12 protein-coding genes and 1 riboswitch are annotated in these 15594 nt (G+C 72.7%); of the genes, 7 read left to right on the plus strand and 5 right to left on the minus strand.

The window, feature by feature from the left end; translation table 11 throughout:
* Positions 1 to 1677, plus strand: a 1677-nt coding sequence (locus tag PINTE_RS08695) for a CHAT domain-containing protein (RefSeq protein ID WP_157087140.1), incomplete at its 5' end; no start/stop codon positions are given.
* 265 nt (positions 1678 to 1942) lie between these two features.
* On the opposite strand, the gene PINTE_RS23190 is transcribed toward PINTE_RS08695, so the two are convergent.
* Positions 1943 to 2176, minus strand: a complete 234-nt coding sequence (locus PINTE_RS23190) for a hypothetical protein (RefSeq protein ID WP_068428789.1) — start codon at positions 2174 to 2176, stop codon at positions 1943 to 1945.
* On the opposite strand from PINTE_RS23190, the gene PINTE_RS08705 reads away from it, so the two are divergent.
* Positions 2166 to 4088, plus strand: a complete 1923-nt coding sequence (locus PINTE_RS08705) for a transglycosylase domain-containing protein (RefSeq protein WP_068428790.1) — start codon at positions 2166 to 2168, stop codon at positions 4086 to 4088. The two genes, PINTE_RS23190 and PINTE_RS08705, sit on opposite strands and share 11 nt — an antisense overlap.
* Before the next feature lie 7 nt (positions 4089 to 4095).
* Positions 4096 to 5466 (plus strand): sensor histidine kinase, encoded by a 1371-nt coding sequence (locus PINTE_RS08710; protein ID WP_068428792.1) that lies wholly within the window; start codon positions 4096 to 4098, stop codon positions 5464 to 5466.
* A gap of 8 nt (positions 5467 to 5474) precedes the next feature.
* Here PINTE_RS08710 and PINTE_RS08715 read toward each other — a convergent pair whose 3' ends face one another.
* On the minus strand, positions 5475 to 6146 hold the full coding sequence (locus PINTE_RS08715) for a response regulator transcription factor (RefSeq protein ID WP_068428795.1): 672 nt from the start codon (positions 6144 to 6146) through the stop codon (positions 5475 to 5477).
* Positions 6147 to 6327: 181 nt separating this feature from the next.
* On the opposite strand from PINTE_RS08715, the gene PINTE_RS08720 reads away from it, so the two are divergent.
* The 3 genes from PINTE_RS08720 (at position 6328) to PINTE_RS08730 (ending at position 9838) form a co-directional block, all read left to right on the plus strand.
* Positions 6328 to 6993: an SGNH/GDSL hydrolase family protein gene (locus PINTE_RS08720; RefSeq protein ID WP_068428798.1), complete on the plus strand. Its 666-nt coding sequence runs from the start codon at positions 6328 to 6330 to the stop codon at positions 6991 to 6993.
* A 234-nt stretch (positions 6994 to 7227) separates the two neighbouring features.
* Complete coding sequence (locus PINTE_RS08725; protein WP_157087141.1) at positions 7228 to 7950, plus strand: hypothetical protein; 723 nt, start codon at positions 7228 to 7230, stop codon at positions 7948 to 7950.
* A 322-nt stretch (positions 7951 to 8272) separates the two neighbouring features.
* Positions 8273 to 9838, plus strand: a complete 1566-nt coding sequence (locus tag PINTE_RS08730; protein ID WP_068428804.1) for a M28 family metallopeptidase — start codon at positions 8273 to 8275, stop codon at positions 9836 to 9838.
* A gap of 179 nt (positions 9839 to 10017) precedes the next feature.
* On the opposite strand, the gene PINTE_RS08735 is transcribed toward PINTE_RS08730, so the two are convergent.
* A complete protein-coding gene (locus tag PINTE_RS08735; RefSeq protein WP_068428807.1) occupies positions 10018 to 10491 on the minus strand; it encodes a MarR family winged helix-turn-helix transcriptional regulator in 474 nt (157 codons plus the stop codon).
* 70 nt (positions 10492 to 10561) lie between these two features.
* Between PINTE_RS08735 and PINTE_RS08740 the strand changes: the two genes are divergently transcribed.
* The gene (locus tag PINTE_RS08740; protein WP_068428810.1) at positions 10562 to 12406 is read left to right on the plus strand and encodes an ABC transporter ATP-binding protein; all 1845 of its coding nucleotides are present in this window, start codon (positions 10562 to 10564) and stop codon (positions 12404 to 12406) included.
* Positions 12407 to 12436: 30 nt separating this feature from the next.
* Here PINTE_RS08740 and PINTE_RS08745 read toward each other — a convergent pair whose 3' ends face one another.
* Complete coding sequence (locus tag PINTE_RS08745) at positions 12437 to 13288, minus strand: polysaccharide lyase family 7 protein (protein ID WP_068428813.1); 852 nt, start codon at positions 13286 to 13288, stop codon at positions 12437 to 12439.
* A gap of 66 nt (positions 13289 to 13354) precedes the next feature.
* On the minus strand, positions 13355 to 15040 hold the full coding sequence (gene thiC / locus PINTE_RS08750; protein ID WP_068428816.1) for a phosphomethylpyrimidine synthase ThiC: 1686 nt from the start codon (positions 15038 to 15040) through the stop codon (positions 13355 to 13357).
* Positions 15038 to 15142: riboswitch (TPP riboswitch) on the minus strand. Its footprint overlaps the gene before it by 3 nt.
* Between the last annotated feature and the right edge of the window lie 452 nt (positions 15143 to 15594).

The raw sequence follows: 15594 nt of genomic DNA on the forward strand, positions 1-15594 counted from the left end.
CAGCGGGCCGTCGAGCTCGGCCGGGACGGCCCGGCGCACGCCCGCGCGCAGGGGTGGCTCGCCGAGGCGATGCTGCGCCGCTCGACGGGTCGGCGCCGACAGGCCTACCTGGCCCTCAGCGCGGGGTTGCAGGTGCTCGCTCAGCACCGCGCGAGCGTGGGCAGCAGCGAGTTGCGGGCCCGCGTCGGGCTCAACCGAGAGACGCTGGCCGGTCTCGGGCTGACGATGGCGTTGGAGGACGCCGACCCCGCCACCGTGCACCTGTGGGCTGAGCACGCCAGGGCGACAGCGGGACTGGCCCGTCCGGGGCGCCCGCCCGACGACGACCGGCTCGCCGACCTGCTCGACCGGTTGCGCACGACGACCGCACGCCTGGAAACCCCCGACATCGTTGCCGCACAAGGTGTTTCGTGCGCAGGGTCGAATGCGGGGCCGGCTGTCGACGTCCGCGCCGAGACCGAGCGGCAGGCCGGGCTGGAGCGCGACATCCGCGAGCACGTGCGCCGCACGCTCGGAGACCGCGCGCCCGTGCGCCCACCGATCGGCATGCGGGCCCTGCAGGCCGAGCTCAGCGCGGCGGGCTCGGCTCACCCGGCCGTCGCGGCCGAATCGAGGGCGCCGGCGCTGGTGGAGTACGTCGACCACGAGGGGAGGTTGTACGCGGTCACGGCCCGGGCGGGCGTCGCGCGGCTGCACGACCTCGGCCCGGTGGACGTCGTGGTCTCGGCACTGCGCTACACCTCGTTCGGCCTGGCCAGGCTCGCGCGCCGCGGCCCCGACCGCCGGAGCCATGACGCGGCGCTGGCCGTCATCCGGCGCAGCGGCGCGCAGTTGGAGGAGCGGCTCCTGGCACCCCTGCACGATGCGATCGGAGACGGTGACCTCGTGATCGTCGCGCCGGCCCTGCTGCACGCGCTGCCGTGGGCGGTGGTGCCGGCGTGCCGCGGCCGGGCGGTGTGCGTCAACTCCTCGGCGTCGCTGTGGGCCATGGTGGCTCGCCGCCGACCGCGCCCCGGCGGGGTGCTCGTCGTCGCAGGACCCGGGCTCCCCGAGGCCCAGGCCGAGGCCCGCGAGATCGACGCGCTGTACGCGGACGCCGTGGGCGGGCCGAGGGGCGCGGTCGACCCGACCGGCCCGGCCCGCGACGACCGACGGTTGCTGCTGCCTCCGGACTCCACGGCGGCGGCGGTCGCGGACGCCCTGCCGGGCGCGCGGGTCGCGCACTTCGCGGCGCACGGTGATCTGCGGGGCAACCCGTCGTTCTCGGCGGTGTGGCTGGCCGACGGGCCGTTCATGGTGCACGACATCGAGCGCCTGCCGCGCACCCCGCAGCACGTCGTGCTCGCGGCCTGCGACACCGCCCGCTCCCACGTTCTCGCCGGACGCGAGGTGCTCGGGCTGACGACCGCGCTGCTCGGCCTCGACACGGTCTCGATCGTCGCGCCGACGGTGACGATCCCCGACGCCCAGACGCGCCCGCTCATGCTCGGCTATCACCGGCGCCTGCTCGCGGGGCTCGCGCCGGCGGCCGCGCTCAGCGCCGCGCAGGCCGAGGTCTTCGCCGGCTCCGACGACCCCGCGGCCGTCGCCGCCGCCGCAGCCTTCGTGTGTCTGGGCGCCGGGCACACGCCGGTCTTCGGCCCGCAGGGCCCGGACGGTCCGCACAAGGAGGGCTAGGAGAACGGCCGCTGCCGGATCGGCCCGTAGCGCGACCTGCGGCGCGTGGTCCGACGCGGTCCCGCCGTCCGGCAGGGAAACGCATCCTGGGTCGATTCAGGAACGCAGCACTATCTTGGGGACGTGTTCGTCGCCTCGAAGTTCGCCACCGGCTCCGCTCTGTCCGTCTCGCCCTTCGCCGCGGCCCGGCCGCGCCCCACGGCGCCGCGGTCATGACGCCGCCCGAGCTCCCCGAACCGGGGCCGTCGCGACCGAAGAAGCCGACTCAGAGCGCGGCCGATGCTGGGAGGGCGCCCGATGCTCCGACGGCGCAGACCACGAAGACCGCGAAGACCGGCGCGAACCCGAAGCCCAGCCAGCCCGCGAAGCCCGCGGAGGGCACGAAGGTCGAGAACGCGACGCCGGGCGGGGGCGCAGCCGCCGCGACCGAGACTGCGAAGCCCACGCACAGCCGCCGCAAGCGGGCGGGCATCGCGGCGCTGATCGTGTTGGCCCTCATCGCTGTCACGCTCATCATTCCGCCGCTGCGCAGCGCGGCCGGTCGCGCGACCGGCCGGGTCGCGGACGCCGTGCTCAGCGCGCTGCCCGCACCCGACGTCTCCCAACTGCTCGCGTACCTGCCGCAACGCAACCGCATCCTCGCTGCCGACAACAGCGTCATCGCCCAGACCTGGTGGCAGGACCGCACGGTCGTCTCTACGGAAGCCATCGCGCCCGTCATGCGCCAGGCCCAGATCGCCATCGAAGACGCCCGGTTCTACGAGCACGCCAGCTTCGACCCCATCGGGCTCGCCCGCGCGATCGTCAGCAACACCACCTCCGGCGACCTCACCGGGCAGGGCGCCTCGACGATCCAGCAGCAGCTCGCCAAGAACCTCGTGCAGCTGCAGGCCCAGCTCGACGAGAGCGACGCGGGGGTCACCGCGAGCACCGACAAGAGCCTGAGCCGCAAGTTCGACGACCTCGTGCTCGCGGCGCACCTGGAGACCTCGCGGTCCAAGGACCAGATCCTCACCGACTACCTCAACGTCGTCTACTACGGCGAGGGCGCCTACGGGGTCGAGGCCGCCGCCCGGCGCTACTTCGGGACGACCGCCGCGAAACTCACGCTGCCGCAGGCGGCCCTGCTCGCCGGCCTCGTGCAGTCGCCGTCGGCCGACGACCCGCTGCAGAACCCGCAGGCCGCCACGGACCGGCGTGCCCAGGTGCTCGCGGCGATGCTCAAGGAGGGTTACATCGACGACGCCCAGTACCAGGCGGCGCTCGCGGCCCCGCTCGGACTCGACCCCGTCTCCGCGGCCCAGGGCTGCGCCTCCTCAGATCACCCACAGTTCTGTGACTTCGCGGTGCGCCGATTGCAGGCCGCGCCCGAGCTCGGCGACTCCGCCCAGGCCCGCAAGCAGGCGTGGAACCTCGGCGGACTGACGCTGAAGACCACCCTCGACCCCACCGTCCAGAAGGCGACGAACGCCGCGATCAAGGCCCAGAAGCTGCCCGGCGACGCGTTCCACGACGCGGCCGCCGTCGTGCGTCCCTCGACCGGGGCCGTGCTCGCGCTCGGCCAGGACGTGCCCTACGGCACCGGCACCGGGCGTTCCACGCAGTCGTATGCGCTCGACGCCATCGACGGCGGGGCCGCAGCCTTCCAGGCAGGCTCCACCTTCAAGACGTTCACGCTCGCCGCCGCCTTCGCCAACGGCTACACCCCGGACTCCCGCCTCGACGTGCCCGAGAGCGGCGCGACGATCCGGTTCGGCGACTCCAGCGCGTGCGGCGGCTCCACCGGCGGCACATGGGCGCCCGAGAACGTCGAGGGCGACCCGAGCGGCCGGATGACGCTCACCGACGCCTTCGCGGCCAGCGTCAACACGGCGTTCGCCGAACTGGAGTCGAAGGTCGGCGTGTGCGCGGTGCGCGCCACCGCTCAGGCCCTCGGCGCCCGCCAGTCCGACGGCAGCGAGCTGGAGCCGGTCGCGGCGCTCACGCTCGGCGTCGACACCACCTCGCCGCTGACGATGGCCGGGGCGTACGCCGCCTTCGCCAACAAGGGCACCTACTGCGCGCCGACCCCGCTGGCCTCGGTGACCGGAGCCGGGCGTGACGCCACCTTCGCGCCGCAGTGCCGGCAGGCCGTCGACCCCGACGTCGCCGCACAGGTGAGCCAGACCCTGCGGGCCGTCGTGCGCGACGGCACCGGGTCGGCGGCCCGGATCTCGGGCGTGCAGGTCGGCGGCAAGACCGGCACCACCGACACCTCGGCCAACACGTGGTTCACCGGGATCGCCCCCGACCTCGCCGCGTCGGTCTGGGTCGGCGACCCCGCGGGCGGCAGCTACGACAAGCTCTACGGCAGCGACGTCGCCGCGCCCCTGTGGCGCCGGATCGTCGCCCCCGTCGTCAACGGGAACTGAGGGCCGCGTGCCCATCGAGCCCATCGAGCCACACCTCGCCCGCTGGTCGCTGCGCCGCCGCATCCTCGGTCTCGCGGCGGTGGTGCTGCTGGCGTTGCTGGCCGTCAGCATCGCCGTCGTCCTCGTCGCGCTGCGCACGATCCTCACCCAGAGCGCCGCCGCCACCGCCCGCGGCCAGAGCTACGAGCTGGCGCGGCTCCTGGAGGACGGCGTGGAGCCGGCGGAGGCCGTACGGGAGGTGCCGGCGCGCGGCGCGGTGCTGCAGGTGCTCGGCGCTCAGGGCTCGGCGCCCACCGTGCTGGCCGCCTCCGAGGCGCGGGTCGCCGGGACGTCGCTGGTGACGGCGCTGCCCGCGACCGGCCGCTCGATGGATGAGACGACGGAGGGCGCCGGGGGCGACGGCGACACGTACGCGGTGGCCGCGCAGACCGTCCAGACGCCGGACGGGGTGCGCACGGCGGTCGCGGCCCGGCAGTTGGAGGTGGAGTTCCGCACGGTCGAGACGTCGACGGCGCTGCTGGGCGTCGGCGGCCTCGTGCTCGGGGTGCTGCTGCTCGTGCTCGTCGACCGCATCGTGCGCGGCGCCCTCGCGCCGGTGACCCGCATCACCACGCAGGTCGGCGCCATCACGCACGCCACCGACGGCGAACGGGTCAGCGTGCCCCCCAGCGGCGACGAGATCGCCACCCTCGCCACGACGATGAACGCGATGCTCGACCGGATGGCGCGTGCGGAGACCGCCACCCGGCGGTTCGTCTCCGACGCCTCGCACGAGCTGCGCAGTCCGCTGGCGACGCTGCGCACCCACGTCGAGACGGCCCGCCGCCCCCAGGACGTCGACCGCGAACTCGTGCACGCCGAGGTGCTGCGGCTGCAGGCGCTCGTCGACGATCTGCTCATGCTCGCCAAGAGCGACGACGAGGGACTGCGCCTCGACCGGGGTCCGCTCGATCTCGACGACGTCGTCGACGAGCAGGTGCGCCGGTTGCGCGCGGTCAGCACCAAGCAGGTGTCGTTCGAGCTGCTGCCCGTGGAGATCGACGGAGACGGTGCGCGGCTGGGGCAGGTGCTGCGCAACCTGCTCGATAACGCCGACCGGCACGCCGTGGGCGCGGTGCGGGTGGTCATGGCCGACCGCCCCGGGACGGCGGTCGTGTACGTCGACAACGACGGCCCGCCGGTGCCGCCCGAGGCCAGGGAGTCGGTCTTCGACCGGTTCACGCGGCTCGACAGCTCACGGGTGCGCGACGGTGGAGGCAGCGGTCTGGGCCTGGCGATAGCCCGGACCCTGGCCGGCCTGCACGACGGCTCCTTGACGACCGGCGAGGCTCCGGACGGCTGGTGCCGGTTCACGCTCACGCTGCCGCGCACCGGCTGAATGCGGCGTCAGATCGGGCGCAACCGGTAGCCCGCGCCGCGAACCGTCTCCAGGGAGTGTCGCCCGAACGGGGTGTCGATCTTCTTGCGCAGGTTGCCGATGTACACCTCGACGATGTTGTCGCTGCCGTCGAACGCGGGATCCCACACGTTGTCGAGGATGTCGGCCTTGGAGACGACCTCGTCGGGGTGCCGCATGAGGTACTGCAGCACCGCGAACTGCTTGGCGGTCAGCGAGAGGTCGCGGTCCTGGCAGGTGACGCGGTGCGCGGCGGGGTCGAGGGTGAGGTCGCCGACGGTCAGCACCGCGGGGCGGGCCGGCGCGCCCCGGCGGATGAGGGCACGCAATCGGGCGAGGAGCACGATGAAGCTGAACGGCTTGGTGAGGTAGTCGTCGGCACCCAGGTCGAAGGCGTCGGTCTGGTCGTACTCGCCGTCCTTGGCGGTGAGCATGAGCACCGGGGTCCAGTTCTTCTCCGCGCGCAGGTTGCGCAGCACGTCGTAGCCGTGCCGGCGCGGCAGCATGATGTCGAGCACGATGACGTCGTACGGGTTCTCGGTCGCCAGCCACTGACCGGTGACGCCGTCGTGGGCGACGTCGACGACCATGCCCTCCGTGACCAGGCCCCGGCGCACCGACTCCGCGAGACCGCGTTCGTCCTCAACCAGCAGCACCCGCACCCCGAACTCCCTTCCCGCGGCGCGCGGTCGGCCCGGCGCGCTCGTCGTTCCAGCATGCACCCCGGTGCTGAGCGCGGTGGGCCCACGAGCCGGGCGCGTTCGCAGTCATCAGGGTCGACGCCGGCCGGGCGGCGGCGACAGGATGTGCGTCAGGGCCGCCACCAGACTGCGAGGAGGAGCGGTGAGCACCACCGGCGAAACGAGCGGGTCGAACACGACGAGCACGACGCGCGAGCTGATGGCCACGGGACGTCCGCTGACGTGGGTGTTCGCCGGAGACAGCATCACCCAGGGGGTGCAGCACACGCACGGGCAGCGGTGCTGGGCCGAGCACGTCACCGAACGCATCCGCTGGGGCCTGGGCCGGCCGTTCGACGTGTGCATCAACACCGGCATCGCGGGCTGGACGGCGCAGGCAGTGTGGCGCCACCTCGACCACTTCGTCACCCGCTTCGCCCCGGACGTCGTCAGCGTGGCGCTCGGGATGAACGACTGCTGCGAGGGCCCCGCCGGACGCGCCGGTTTCGCCGAGGCCCTCGGCGAGATCGCGGACGGGATCCTCGAACTCGGCACCGAGGCACGGCCGGTGGCGCTCGTGCTGCACACCCCGAACACGATCGCCACCGGGAGTTGGAACGACCCCGTCGAAGTCGGCGCGTACGCCGGGATCGTGCGCGAACTCGCGGCCCACACCGGCGCGCAGCTCGTCGACCATCACGCGTACTGGAGCGAGCGGTTCGGTGGGCGCCCGGCGTGGGACTGGCTCGATGAGCCGGTGCACCCGAACGCGGCGGGGCACCGGGCGATGGCCGAGTTGACCGCGCGCACCCTCGGGCTCGACGGCTGAGACCGCGCGTTCTGCCCCATCGCGCCGCGACGGGTCGACGGGGGCCCGTCGACCCGTCGGCGACGAGGGCTGCCCGCCCGCTGAGACGCCGCGACCGTTCGTCCGACGAGACCGACCCACCGTCGACAGATCCGCTCCGCGGGGCGGAGGTCGCGTCAGGATGGAGTGCCCGCCTCGTAGGCTCGCGGGCGGGAGCGGCTGCGGCCGTCGGGAGGACGAACGGAAGGCATGGCCATGGACGACGTGGTTGCCGCCAGCGCGCTCGCCGGGGCCGACGAGGTGCTCGACACCGATGCGCGGTTGTGGATTCTCGGCCTGGCCCACATCACCGAGATCAACGCGCGCAAACCACCCCTCGTCGACGAGATCGAGCAGGTCCTCGACCTGTGCCGGTCGTCGATGGACTTCCCCGCCGGCCCCGTCAGGTACCACGCGCAGGGGTGGGAGCTCATCGAGGCTGAGACGTTTCGGGCGCTGGTGCTCACGCCGCCGGAGGCGCCGCACCTGCAGCTGCGGATCGCGCTGGGCCGAGACGGTGTCGTCGGGGTCGCGATGACGCGCAGCGGCCGGGCCGACGGGGTGGACGACCCGAGCGCGGCGCTGCTGACCGACCTGGAGGCCGTGTTGGCCGACCTGTACTCGGTGACCCTCACCGTCGCTCTCACGGCCGGCCGCAGCTGCCCGATCGATATGAGGCTGCTCATCCCTGAGAACGGTCCCGGCGCGAAACCTACGTATTACGCACCCGACGAACAGACCGGCGAACTTGTGCCGATTCGACGCCCAAAGAAGCCGTTCACTCCGATCGACCATCGCTACGAGATCACCGCCGAGACGACGCCGGAGCGGGTCGACGAGGATCTCGTCGCGCTGGCCACCGGCATGGCCAAGCAGATCGGAGCCCGCGCGCCCTACCTCGTCACGCACCGTCGGCCGCTGGCCACGATCCGCGGGTAAGGCCCTGGGTCGGACCGCAAAGATATGTAGGCGGTGACCGCTCGGTGGCCCTCGAGTGGTCAATTCCGTTACCAGGCGAATCTGCGAGCCTGTGACCTGTGGCGTTGCGCCGCACAACGAAGGTGACCACTCGTGAGAGGTCACCGCACACATCCCGGGGCGATTTGACCGGGCGTTGGCGTGCGCACCGAGACGTAAACCGTGCAAAGTTACAAACTGGACACGTCTGCGTGCGCTCCCGCCCTTGTGGTCCGAACGAATTGCCTACTGTGCCAGGCACAGAGCCGCGAACCCGGACGGCTCCGGAACCCAGGAGTACCGCGTGAGGACACCCCGTCGCAGCACCGTAGCCCTCCTAGCCGCCGGCCTGTGCGCGAGCGGCCTGACCGCCGCCTCGGCCCAGCCTGCATTCGCGGCGACCGCCGCCCCCGCGAGCACGGCCCCCACGGCTATGGACACCTCGACGTCGACCGGCGAGTCGGCCCGCGACACCGGGGTCAGCAGGGACCCGCAGGCGGCGGACCTGCAACGCTCGGCGAAGCTGCGCCGCGCCGTCTCCGCCGACGGCGTGATGACCCACCTGCGCGCCTTCCAGCGGATCGCCGACGCCAACGAAGGCAACCGCGCGTCCGGCACGAGCGGCTACGAGGCCTCGGCGGCCTACCTGGAGAAGACGCTGAAGCCGTACGGCTACAAGGTCACGCGGCAGCCCTTCGAGTTCCGCTACGAGCAGATCACGAAGACGAGCCTGGGCCAGACGGCGCCGCAGCGGCGGGCCGTCGAGCACAACCCGATGTCGTACAGTCCGGCGGCCCCCGGGGCCGGCGTCACCGCCGAGCTCGTCGCGCCCGCCGAGGTGAACGGCTGCGACGCGGCGGCCTGGCAGGGGGTCGACGCGACCGGCAAGATCGCCCTCGTCAGCCGCGGCACGTGCTCCTTCGGGCAGAAGTCGAAGGCGGCCCACGCCGCGGGCGCCAAGGCCGCGATCATCTACAACAACGCCGACGGTCCGCTCAACGGCACCCTCGGCGAGGTGGCCGACGACTACGTGCCGACGACGGGCGTCACCCAGGCCGACGGTCAGGCCCTGCGCACCGCGATGCAGTCGGGCCCGGTGTCGATGACGTTCGTGCTCGAGAAGATCATGGAGCAGCGCAAGACGTTCAACGTCATCGCCGAGTCGGCGGGCGGTAACGCCGACAACGTCGTCATGGCGGGTGCCCACCTCGACTCCGTGGCCGAGGGCGCCGGTATCGACGACAACGGCTCCGGCTCGGCCGCGATCCTCGAGGTCGCCAAGCAGATCGGCCAGCAGCGCAACGTGCCCGGCAAGCTGCCGAACAAGATGCGGTTCGCCTGGTGGGGCGCCGAGGAGGTCGGGCTGCTCGGCTCCACCCACTACGTGGAGAACCTCAAGGCCAACGACCCCGCGGCGCTGAAGAAGATCGCCACCTACCTCAACTTCGACATGGTCGGCTCCCCGAACTACATGATCGGGGTCTACGACGCCGACGAGTCGACGCACAAGGCCCCCGTGCCCGTGCCGCCCGGCTCCGTGGCGACCGAGAAGCTGTTCACGAGCTACTTCGACGCGACCAAGCAGCCCTGGGTCGACACCGAGTTTTCGGGGCGCTCGGACTACCAGGCATTCATCGAGAGCGGTGTGCCCGCCTCCGGACTGTTCACCGGCGCCGAGGACAAGAAGACCGCGGCGGAGCAGGCGAAGTTCGGCGGCACCGCCGGTCAGGCGTACGACCCGAACTACCACCAGCCCAAGGACGACCTGAGCAACGTCAGCACGAAGGCGCTGGAGATCAACAGCGACGCCATCGCCCACGCGATGCTCACCCTGGCCACGAGCACCGAGGCCGTCAACGGCAAGAAGTAGAGCCCGATCGGCGAGCGGCGCGGGGACCCCGGGCGGTCCCCGCGCCGACGCGTGCGGCCTGACCGCGCGGCACGCGGGCACTACCGGGAGGCGGTCCGGTCTTCGACCGCGTCGTCACGTCCGTCGGCCGCCGCGCCTGGACGACGTTCGAGAAGACCCGCCGGGCGTCTTCGCCTACTTCACGGCGAACCTGGCCCACGCCTCCTGACCGGGTCGTCGCCGTCGCACCCCTCCGGCTCCGCGAGCGCCTCCAGGAGCCGGGCCAGTTCGCGCCGGTCCGCTTGCGGGAGCCGGCCGAAAAAGGCCTGCGCGTGCTCGCGCCGCGCCCGCTCGACGTCGGCGGCCAGCGCGTGTCCGGAGTCGGTGGCCTCGACGGCCACGGCCCGCCGGTCGCACGGGTCGGCGGCCCGGCGCACGAACCCCGCCGCCTCCAGGGCGTCGACGACGTCGGTGACCGAGCGCGGGGCCACGTGCAGTTCCTGGGCGAGGGCGTTGAGCCGCAGCGGTCCGCGGGTGGCGACGACCCGCAGCGCCCGCGCCTGGTGCGGCGTGACGCCCCACGGCTCCAGCGCCCGCAGGTAGCCGCGGCGCAGGCGGCGGCTCACGACGAGAAAGTGGTCGCCGAGGGAGTCGGGCAGCGGGGCGGGCGACATGAGGGAAGAGTATCGCTCGGTGTCGCGTTAGCCTCATAGTGAGGCAACCACAGTAACTAGGAGGTGGTCCATGGCCTCCCGACCCACCGCGTCTCGCGCCGCCGTCGGTGCTCCCGGAGCCGGCGGCCCCGGTGTTCCCGCCGGCCGCGCCCAGCGCATCGATCCTCGTGACAAGGCCCAGCTCGCGGCCTCCCCGGTCTCGCTGCGCCGCGTCGCCGCGCTCTTCTCCGGCCAGCGCGGCCGACTCGCCGTCGTCGTCGCGCTCATCGTCGCGACCTCGCTGATCTCCCTGGCGCAGCCGTTCCTCGTGCGCGAGGTCGTCGACGTGGCGATCCCGCGCCAGGACGTGCGGCTGCTCGTCGCCGCCGTGCTCGCGATGATCGGCGTCGCCGTCGCGACCTCGCTGTTCGGCGTGCTGCAGACGTGGCTGTCGGCCACCGTCGGCCAGCACGTCATGCACCGGCTGCGCACCGACGTCTTCACGCACCTGCAACGGCAGTCGGTCGGCTTCTTCACCCGCACCCGCGCCGGCGAGGTGCAGTCGCGCATCACCAACGACATCAACGGCATGCAGGACGTCGTGACGACCACGGCGACCTCGATCGCCAGCAACCTCACGACGACCGTGGCGACCGCCGCGGCGATGCTCGCCCTGTCGCGGCGGCTGTCGCTGCTGTCGCTGGTCGTCATGCCACCGGCCATCGTGCTGACCCGCCGGGTCGCGCTCATGCGCCGCGCGATCACCGCGCAGCAGCAGGCCCGCCTGGCCGACCTCGCCGTGCAGATCGAGGAGGGCCTGTCGGTCAGCGGCATCCGGCTGGCCAAGACCCTCGGCAGCGGCCCGCGCTCCGCCGCCCGCTTCGCGCGCACCTCCGAAGACCTCATCGACCTCGAGCTGCGCGCCAGTCTCGCCGGCCGCTGGCGGATGGCCACGATGCAGATCATGTTCGCCGTCATCCCCGCGCTCATCTACCTCGCCGCGGGCCTGCCCGCGACCTCCGGCGGCATGACGATCGGCACGCTCATCGCCTTCACCGGCCTGCAGGCCGCGCTGTTCCGGCCCGTGCTCGGACTCCTCAACGTCGGCGCGCAGGTCGTCTCCTCGATGGCCCTGTTCTCGCGGATCTTCGAGTACCTCGACCTGGAGGCCGACGTGCCCGCCCCCGCGCACCCGGTGGCCCTGGACCCCGCGCGGGTGCGCGGCGAGGTGCGCTTCGAGGGCGTCACGTTCCGTTACCCCGACGCCGAGGCCGACGCGCTGTCGGACGTCTCGCTGACCGTGCCCGCGGGTGGCTCGCTCGGGGTCGTCGGGGCCACCGGCTCCGGCAAGTCGACGCTGGCCGCGCTCGTCTCGCGGCTGTACGACCCGAGCGCCGGCCGGGTGTGCATCGACGGGGTCGACGTGCGCGACCTCGCGCCCGAGACCCTCGCCGGGATCGTCGGGGTGGTTTCGCAGGAGACGTACCTCGTGCACGCCTCGATCCGCGAGAACCTGCGGCTCGCCCGGCCCGACGCGAGCGACGCGCAGCTGTGGGCCGCGCTGGCCACCGCCCAGGTCGCCGACCTCGTCGCGGGCCTGCCCGACGGGCTCGACACGGTCGTCGGCGCGCGGGGCTACCGGTTCTCCGGCGGCGAGCAGCAGCGCCTCGCGATCGCCCGCACCGTGCTGCGCGACCCGAAGGTGCTCGTGCTCGACGAGGCCACCTCGGCCCTGGACAACCAGACCCAGCGGGCCCTGCAGACCGCGCTCGACCGGCTCCGCGCCGGGCGCACGACGATCACCATCGCGCACCGCCTCTCGACGATCGAGGAGGCCGACGAGATCGTCGTGCTCGAGGGTGGCGCGGTCGTCGAACACGGCGGCCGCGACGCGCTGCTCGCCCGCGAGGGCCGGTTCGCCACCCTCGCGGCGTGAGGTGCGGCCTCGGGCGACGCGAGCCCCTCGTCAGTCCGCGCTGATGTGGGAGAACGTCACCCGGCCGCCCATCTGGTCACCGCTCGGGGCGGCGTTCTGGGCGTCGGACGAGTCGCTGCCGTCGCCGGAGTCGGCGCTCAGCTCGCTCTGCGGGTAGTCGCCGACCTGGAAACGCACCGACTGACCGGCGAACGCCTCCGGCACCGGCGCGCTCGCCTGCTTGCTGACCCCGTTGCTGGAGGCGGTGAACGTCAGCTGCCCGTCGCCGGCGTCGGTGATCGCGAACTCGAACGGCTGGCCGGGCGCGACGCCGGTGAGCAGCTCGAACTTCTGCGCGGCCGAGCCGCCGCGCTCGTGCGTCTGCTTGACGACGACGCGGATGGTGCCGTTCGTGTAGTGCAGCATGACGAAGGCGACCGACTTCAGATCGGCCGAGCCGTGCAGCTGCCCGACGATGACGTCGCCGGTGTCCGGCGGCGTCTGATCGACGGCCAGTTGCGCTCGCAGCGTGTGCTTTCCGCTGTCGCCGGCGGTGAAGTCGGTGAGGTTGATGAGCTCGGTGCGGGGGTGGCTGGAGTTCGCCGTCGTCGCGCCCTGCAGGGGCGCCGTGAACGTCAGCCCCTGCGCGCCCCAGGTCAGCCAGGGGTCGGTGGCTTGCGCCGGCTCCACGTTCGCCGCCTTGCCGGAGTCACCCTCGACCGGCAGCGTCAGCTTCCAGCCGGACAGGTCGACGGAGCCGGCCGACGGCGACTGCGACGGAGTCGGGGAGGTCTGTGGCGGCTGCGCGCCGGGCCGGTGGGTCAACAGCCACGCCCCGATCCCCAGCAGGAGGAGCACCACGAGCGCGATCGCGACGGTCAGCTTCGGTCGCTCGGCCATCATGGGTTGCGATGCTAACCGCGCCGCCTGCGCCGCGACGCGCCCGGGGCGCTCCTCCTCAGGCCCGGCTCAGCGGCGCACCGCGGGCTCGGGCAGGTAGACCTGCGAACCGAGTTCGACGAACTCGCGGGACTTGGCGGCCATCTGGTCGCGGATGTCCTGGCTGATGCGCATCGAGCAGAACTTTGGGCCGCACATCGAGCAGAAGTGCGCGGTCTTGGCCGGCTCGGCGGGCAGCGTCTCGTCGTGGAAGGACTGCGCCGTCTCCGGGTCGAGCGAGAGCGCGAACTGGTCGCGCCAGCGGAACTCGAACCGAGCCTTGCTCAGCGCGTCGTCGCGCACCCGGGCACCGGGGTGTCCCTTGGCGAGGTCGGCGGCGTGGGCGGCGATCTTGTACGTGATGACGCCGGTCTTGACGTCGTCGCGGTTCGGGAGCCCGAGGTGCTCCTTGGGCGTGACGTAACACAGCATCGCCGTGCCGTGCTGCGCGATGACGGCCGCCCCGATGGCCGAGGTGATGTGGTCGTAGCCGGGCGCGATGTCGGTGACGAGCGGGCCGAGCGTGTAGAAAGGGGCGCCCTGGCACCAGTCCTGCTCGACCTCCACGTTGCCCGGCACGAGGTGCAGCGGGATGTGCCCGGGGCCCTCGACCATCACCTGCACGTCGTAGGCCCAGGCGCGCTGCGTGAGCTCTGCGAGCGTGCGCAGCTCGGCCATCTGGGCCTCGTCGTTGGCGTCGGCGATGGAGCCGGGCCGCAGCCCGTCTCCGAGGGAGAACGCGATGTCGTAGCGCGCGAAGATCTCGCACAGCTCGTCGAAGTGCTCGTAGAGGAACGACTCGGTGTGGTGCGCCAGGCACCAGCCGGCCATGATCGACCCGCCGCGCGAGACGATGCCCGTGACCCGCTGCGCGGTCAGGTGGATGTAGCGCAGCAGCACGCCCGCGTGGATCGTCATGTAGTCGACGCCCTGCTCGGCCTGCTCGATGACGGTGTCGCGGAAGACCTCCCAGGTGAGGTCCTCGGCGACGCCGTCGACCTTCTCCAGCGCCTGGTACATCGGCACGGTGCCGATCGGCACGGGCGAGTTGCGCAGGATCCACTCACGGGTCGTGTGGATGTCGTCGCCGGTCGACAGGTCCATGACGGTGTCGGCGCCCCACCGGGTCGCCCAGCGCAGCTTCTCGACCTCTTCGGTGATGGAACTGGTCACCGCGGAGTTGCCGATGTTGGCGTTGACCTTGGTGAGAAAGGCGCGGCCGATGATCATCGGCTCGGACTCGGGGTGGTTGACGTTGGCCGGGATGATCGCGCGCCCGGCCGCGACCTCGCTGCGCACCAGCTCGACGTCGACGCCCTCGCGCAGGGCGACGAACCGCATCTCGGGGGTGATCTCGCCGCGCCGCGCGTAGTGCATCTGGGTGACGGTGCGGCCCGCGCTCGAGCGCAGGATCGGGTTGCGGCGACCCTGCCACTGCTGCGAGGCCTCGCCGCGCCGCACGGCGCCGCGGCCGTCGTCGAGCAGGGTGCGGGTGCGGCCGTCGTAGGTCTCGACGTCGCCGCGGGCCGCGATCCAGTCGGCCCGCAGGGGCGCCAATCCGACGGTGGGGTCGGCCTCCGGGCCGCAGGTGCGGTAGACGTGCACGTCGTCGTTGGGGCCGTCGGGGGAGTCGGCCAGCGAGATCGCGGTGACCGGCACCTTGATGTCGCCGTCGGTGATGTGGGCACAGCGGTGCTGAGGGTGGAGGGCAGTCATGAAGGATCCTCTGCTTCCTTCGCCGGCATGACCCGGTCAGGTTCGAACGGTCCAGGCGGCGTCAGCCTGATCTCAGCCCCTGCCGGGACTCCCGTGAGTTGGCGGGGCCGACGCTACCGCGAGTCCGCTACGCCTCGCAGGGGTTTCGGCGAGAACCGTCGGGCGTCGATCGCGGTGGCCTCAGTTCGGGCGCGCCAGCGCCGATCGGCGGGTGAAGGGGGGGCGCAGCGATGCGATGTGGCCAGTGCGGGAACGACACGCAGCCCAGGTCGGGGTTCTGTGGGGTGTGCGGCGCCGACCTGCGCGCCGCCGCGTCGCCGTACGGCCCCGTCGGGGGCGCCCCGGCGAGCGGACCGTCTCCCGCGGTGTGGGTGGCGCTCGCGATCATGGCCCTCGCGGTCGTCTTCTCGTCGTGTACCTGGCGACGCGCCGGCCCGGCGACGATCGGGCGGGCGCGTCGACCGGGCAGGCCTCGGCCGGCTCGCCGGCGTCGGCGGCCGCCTCGGCCGGGACGACGCAACCGGCGGCCCCCCGACCTGGGCTGCGTGTCGTTC

Origin of the sequence: Piscicoccus intestinalis NBRC 104926 (assembly GCF_001515525.1) — a bacterium.
GTDB classification, from domain to species: Bacteria; Actinomycetota; Actinomycetes; order Actinomycetales; family Dermatophilaceae; genus Kineosphaera; species Kineosphaera intestinalis.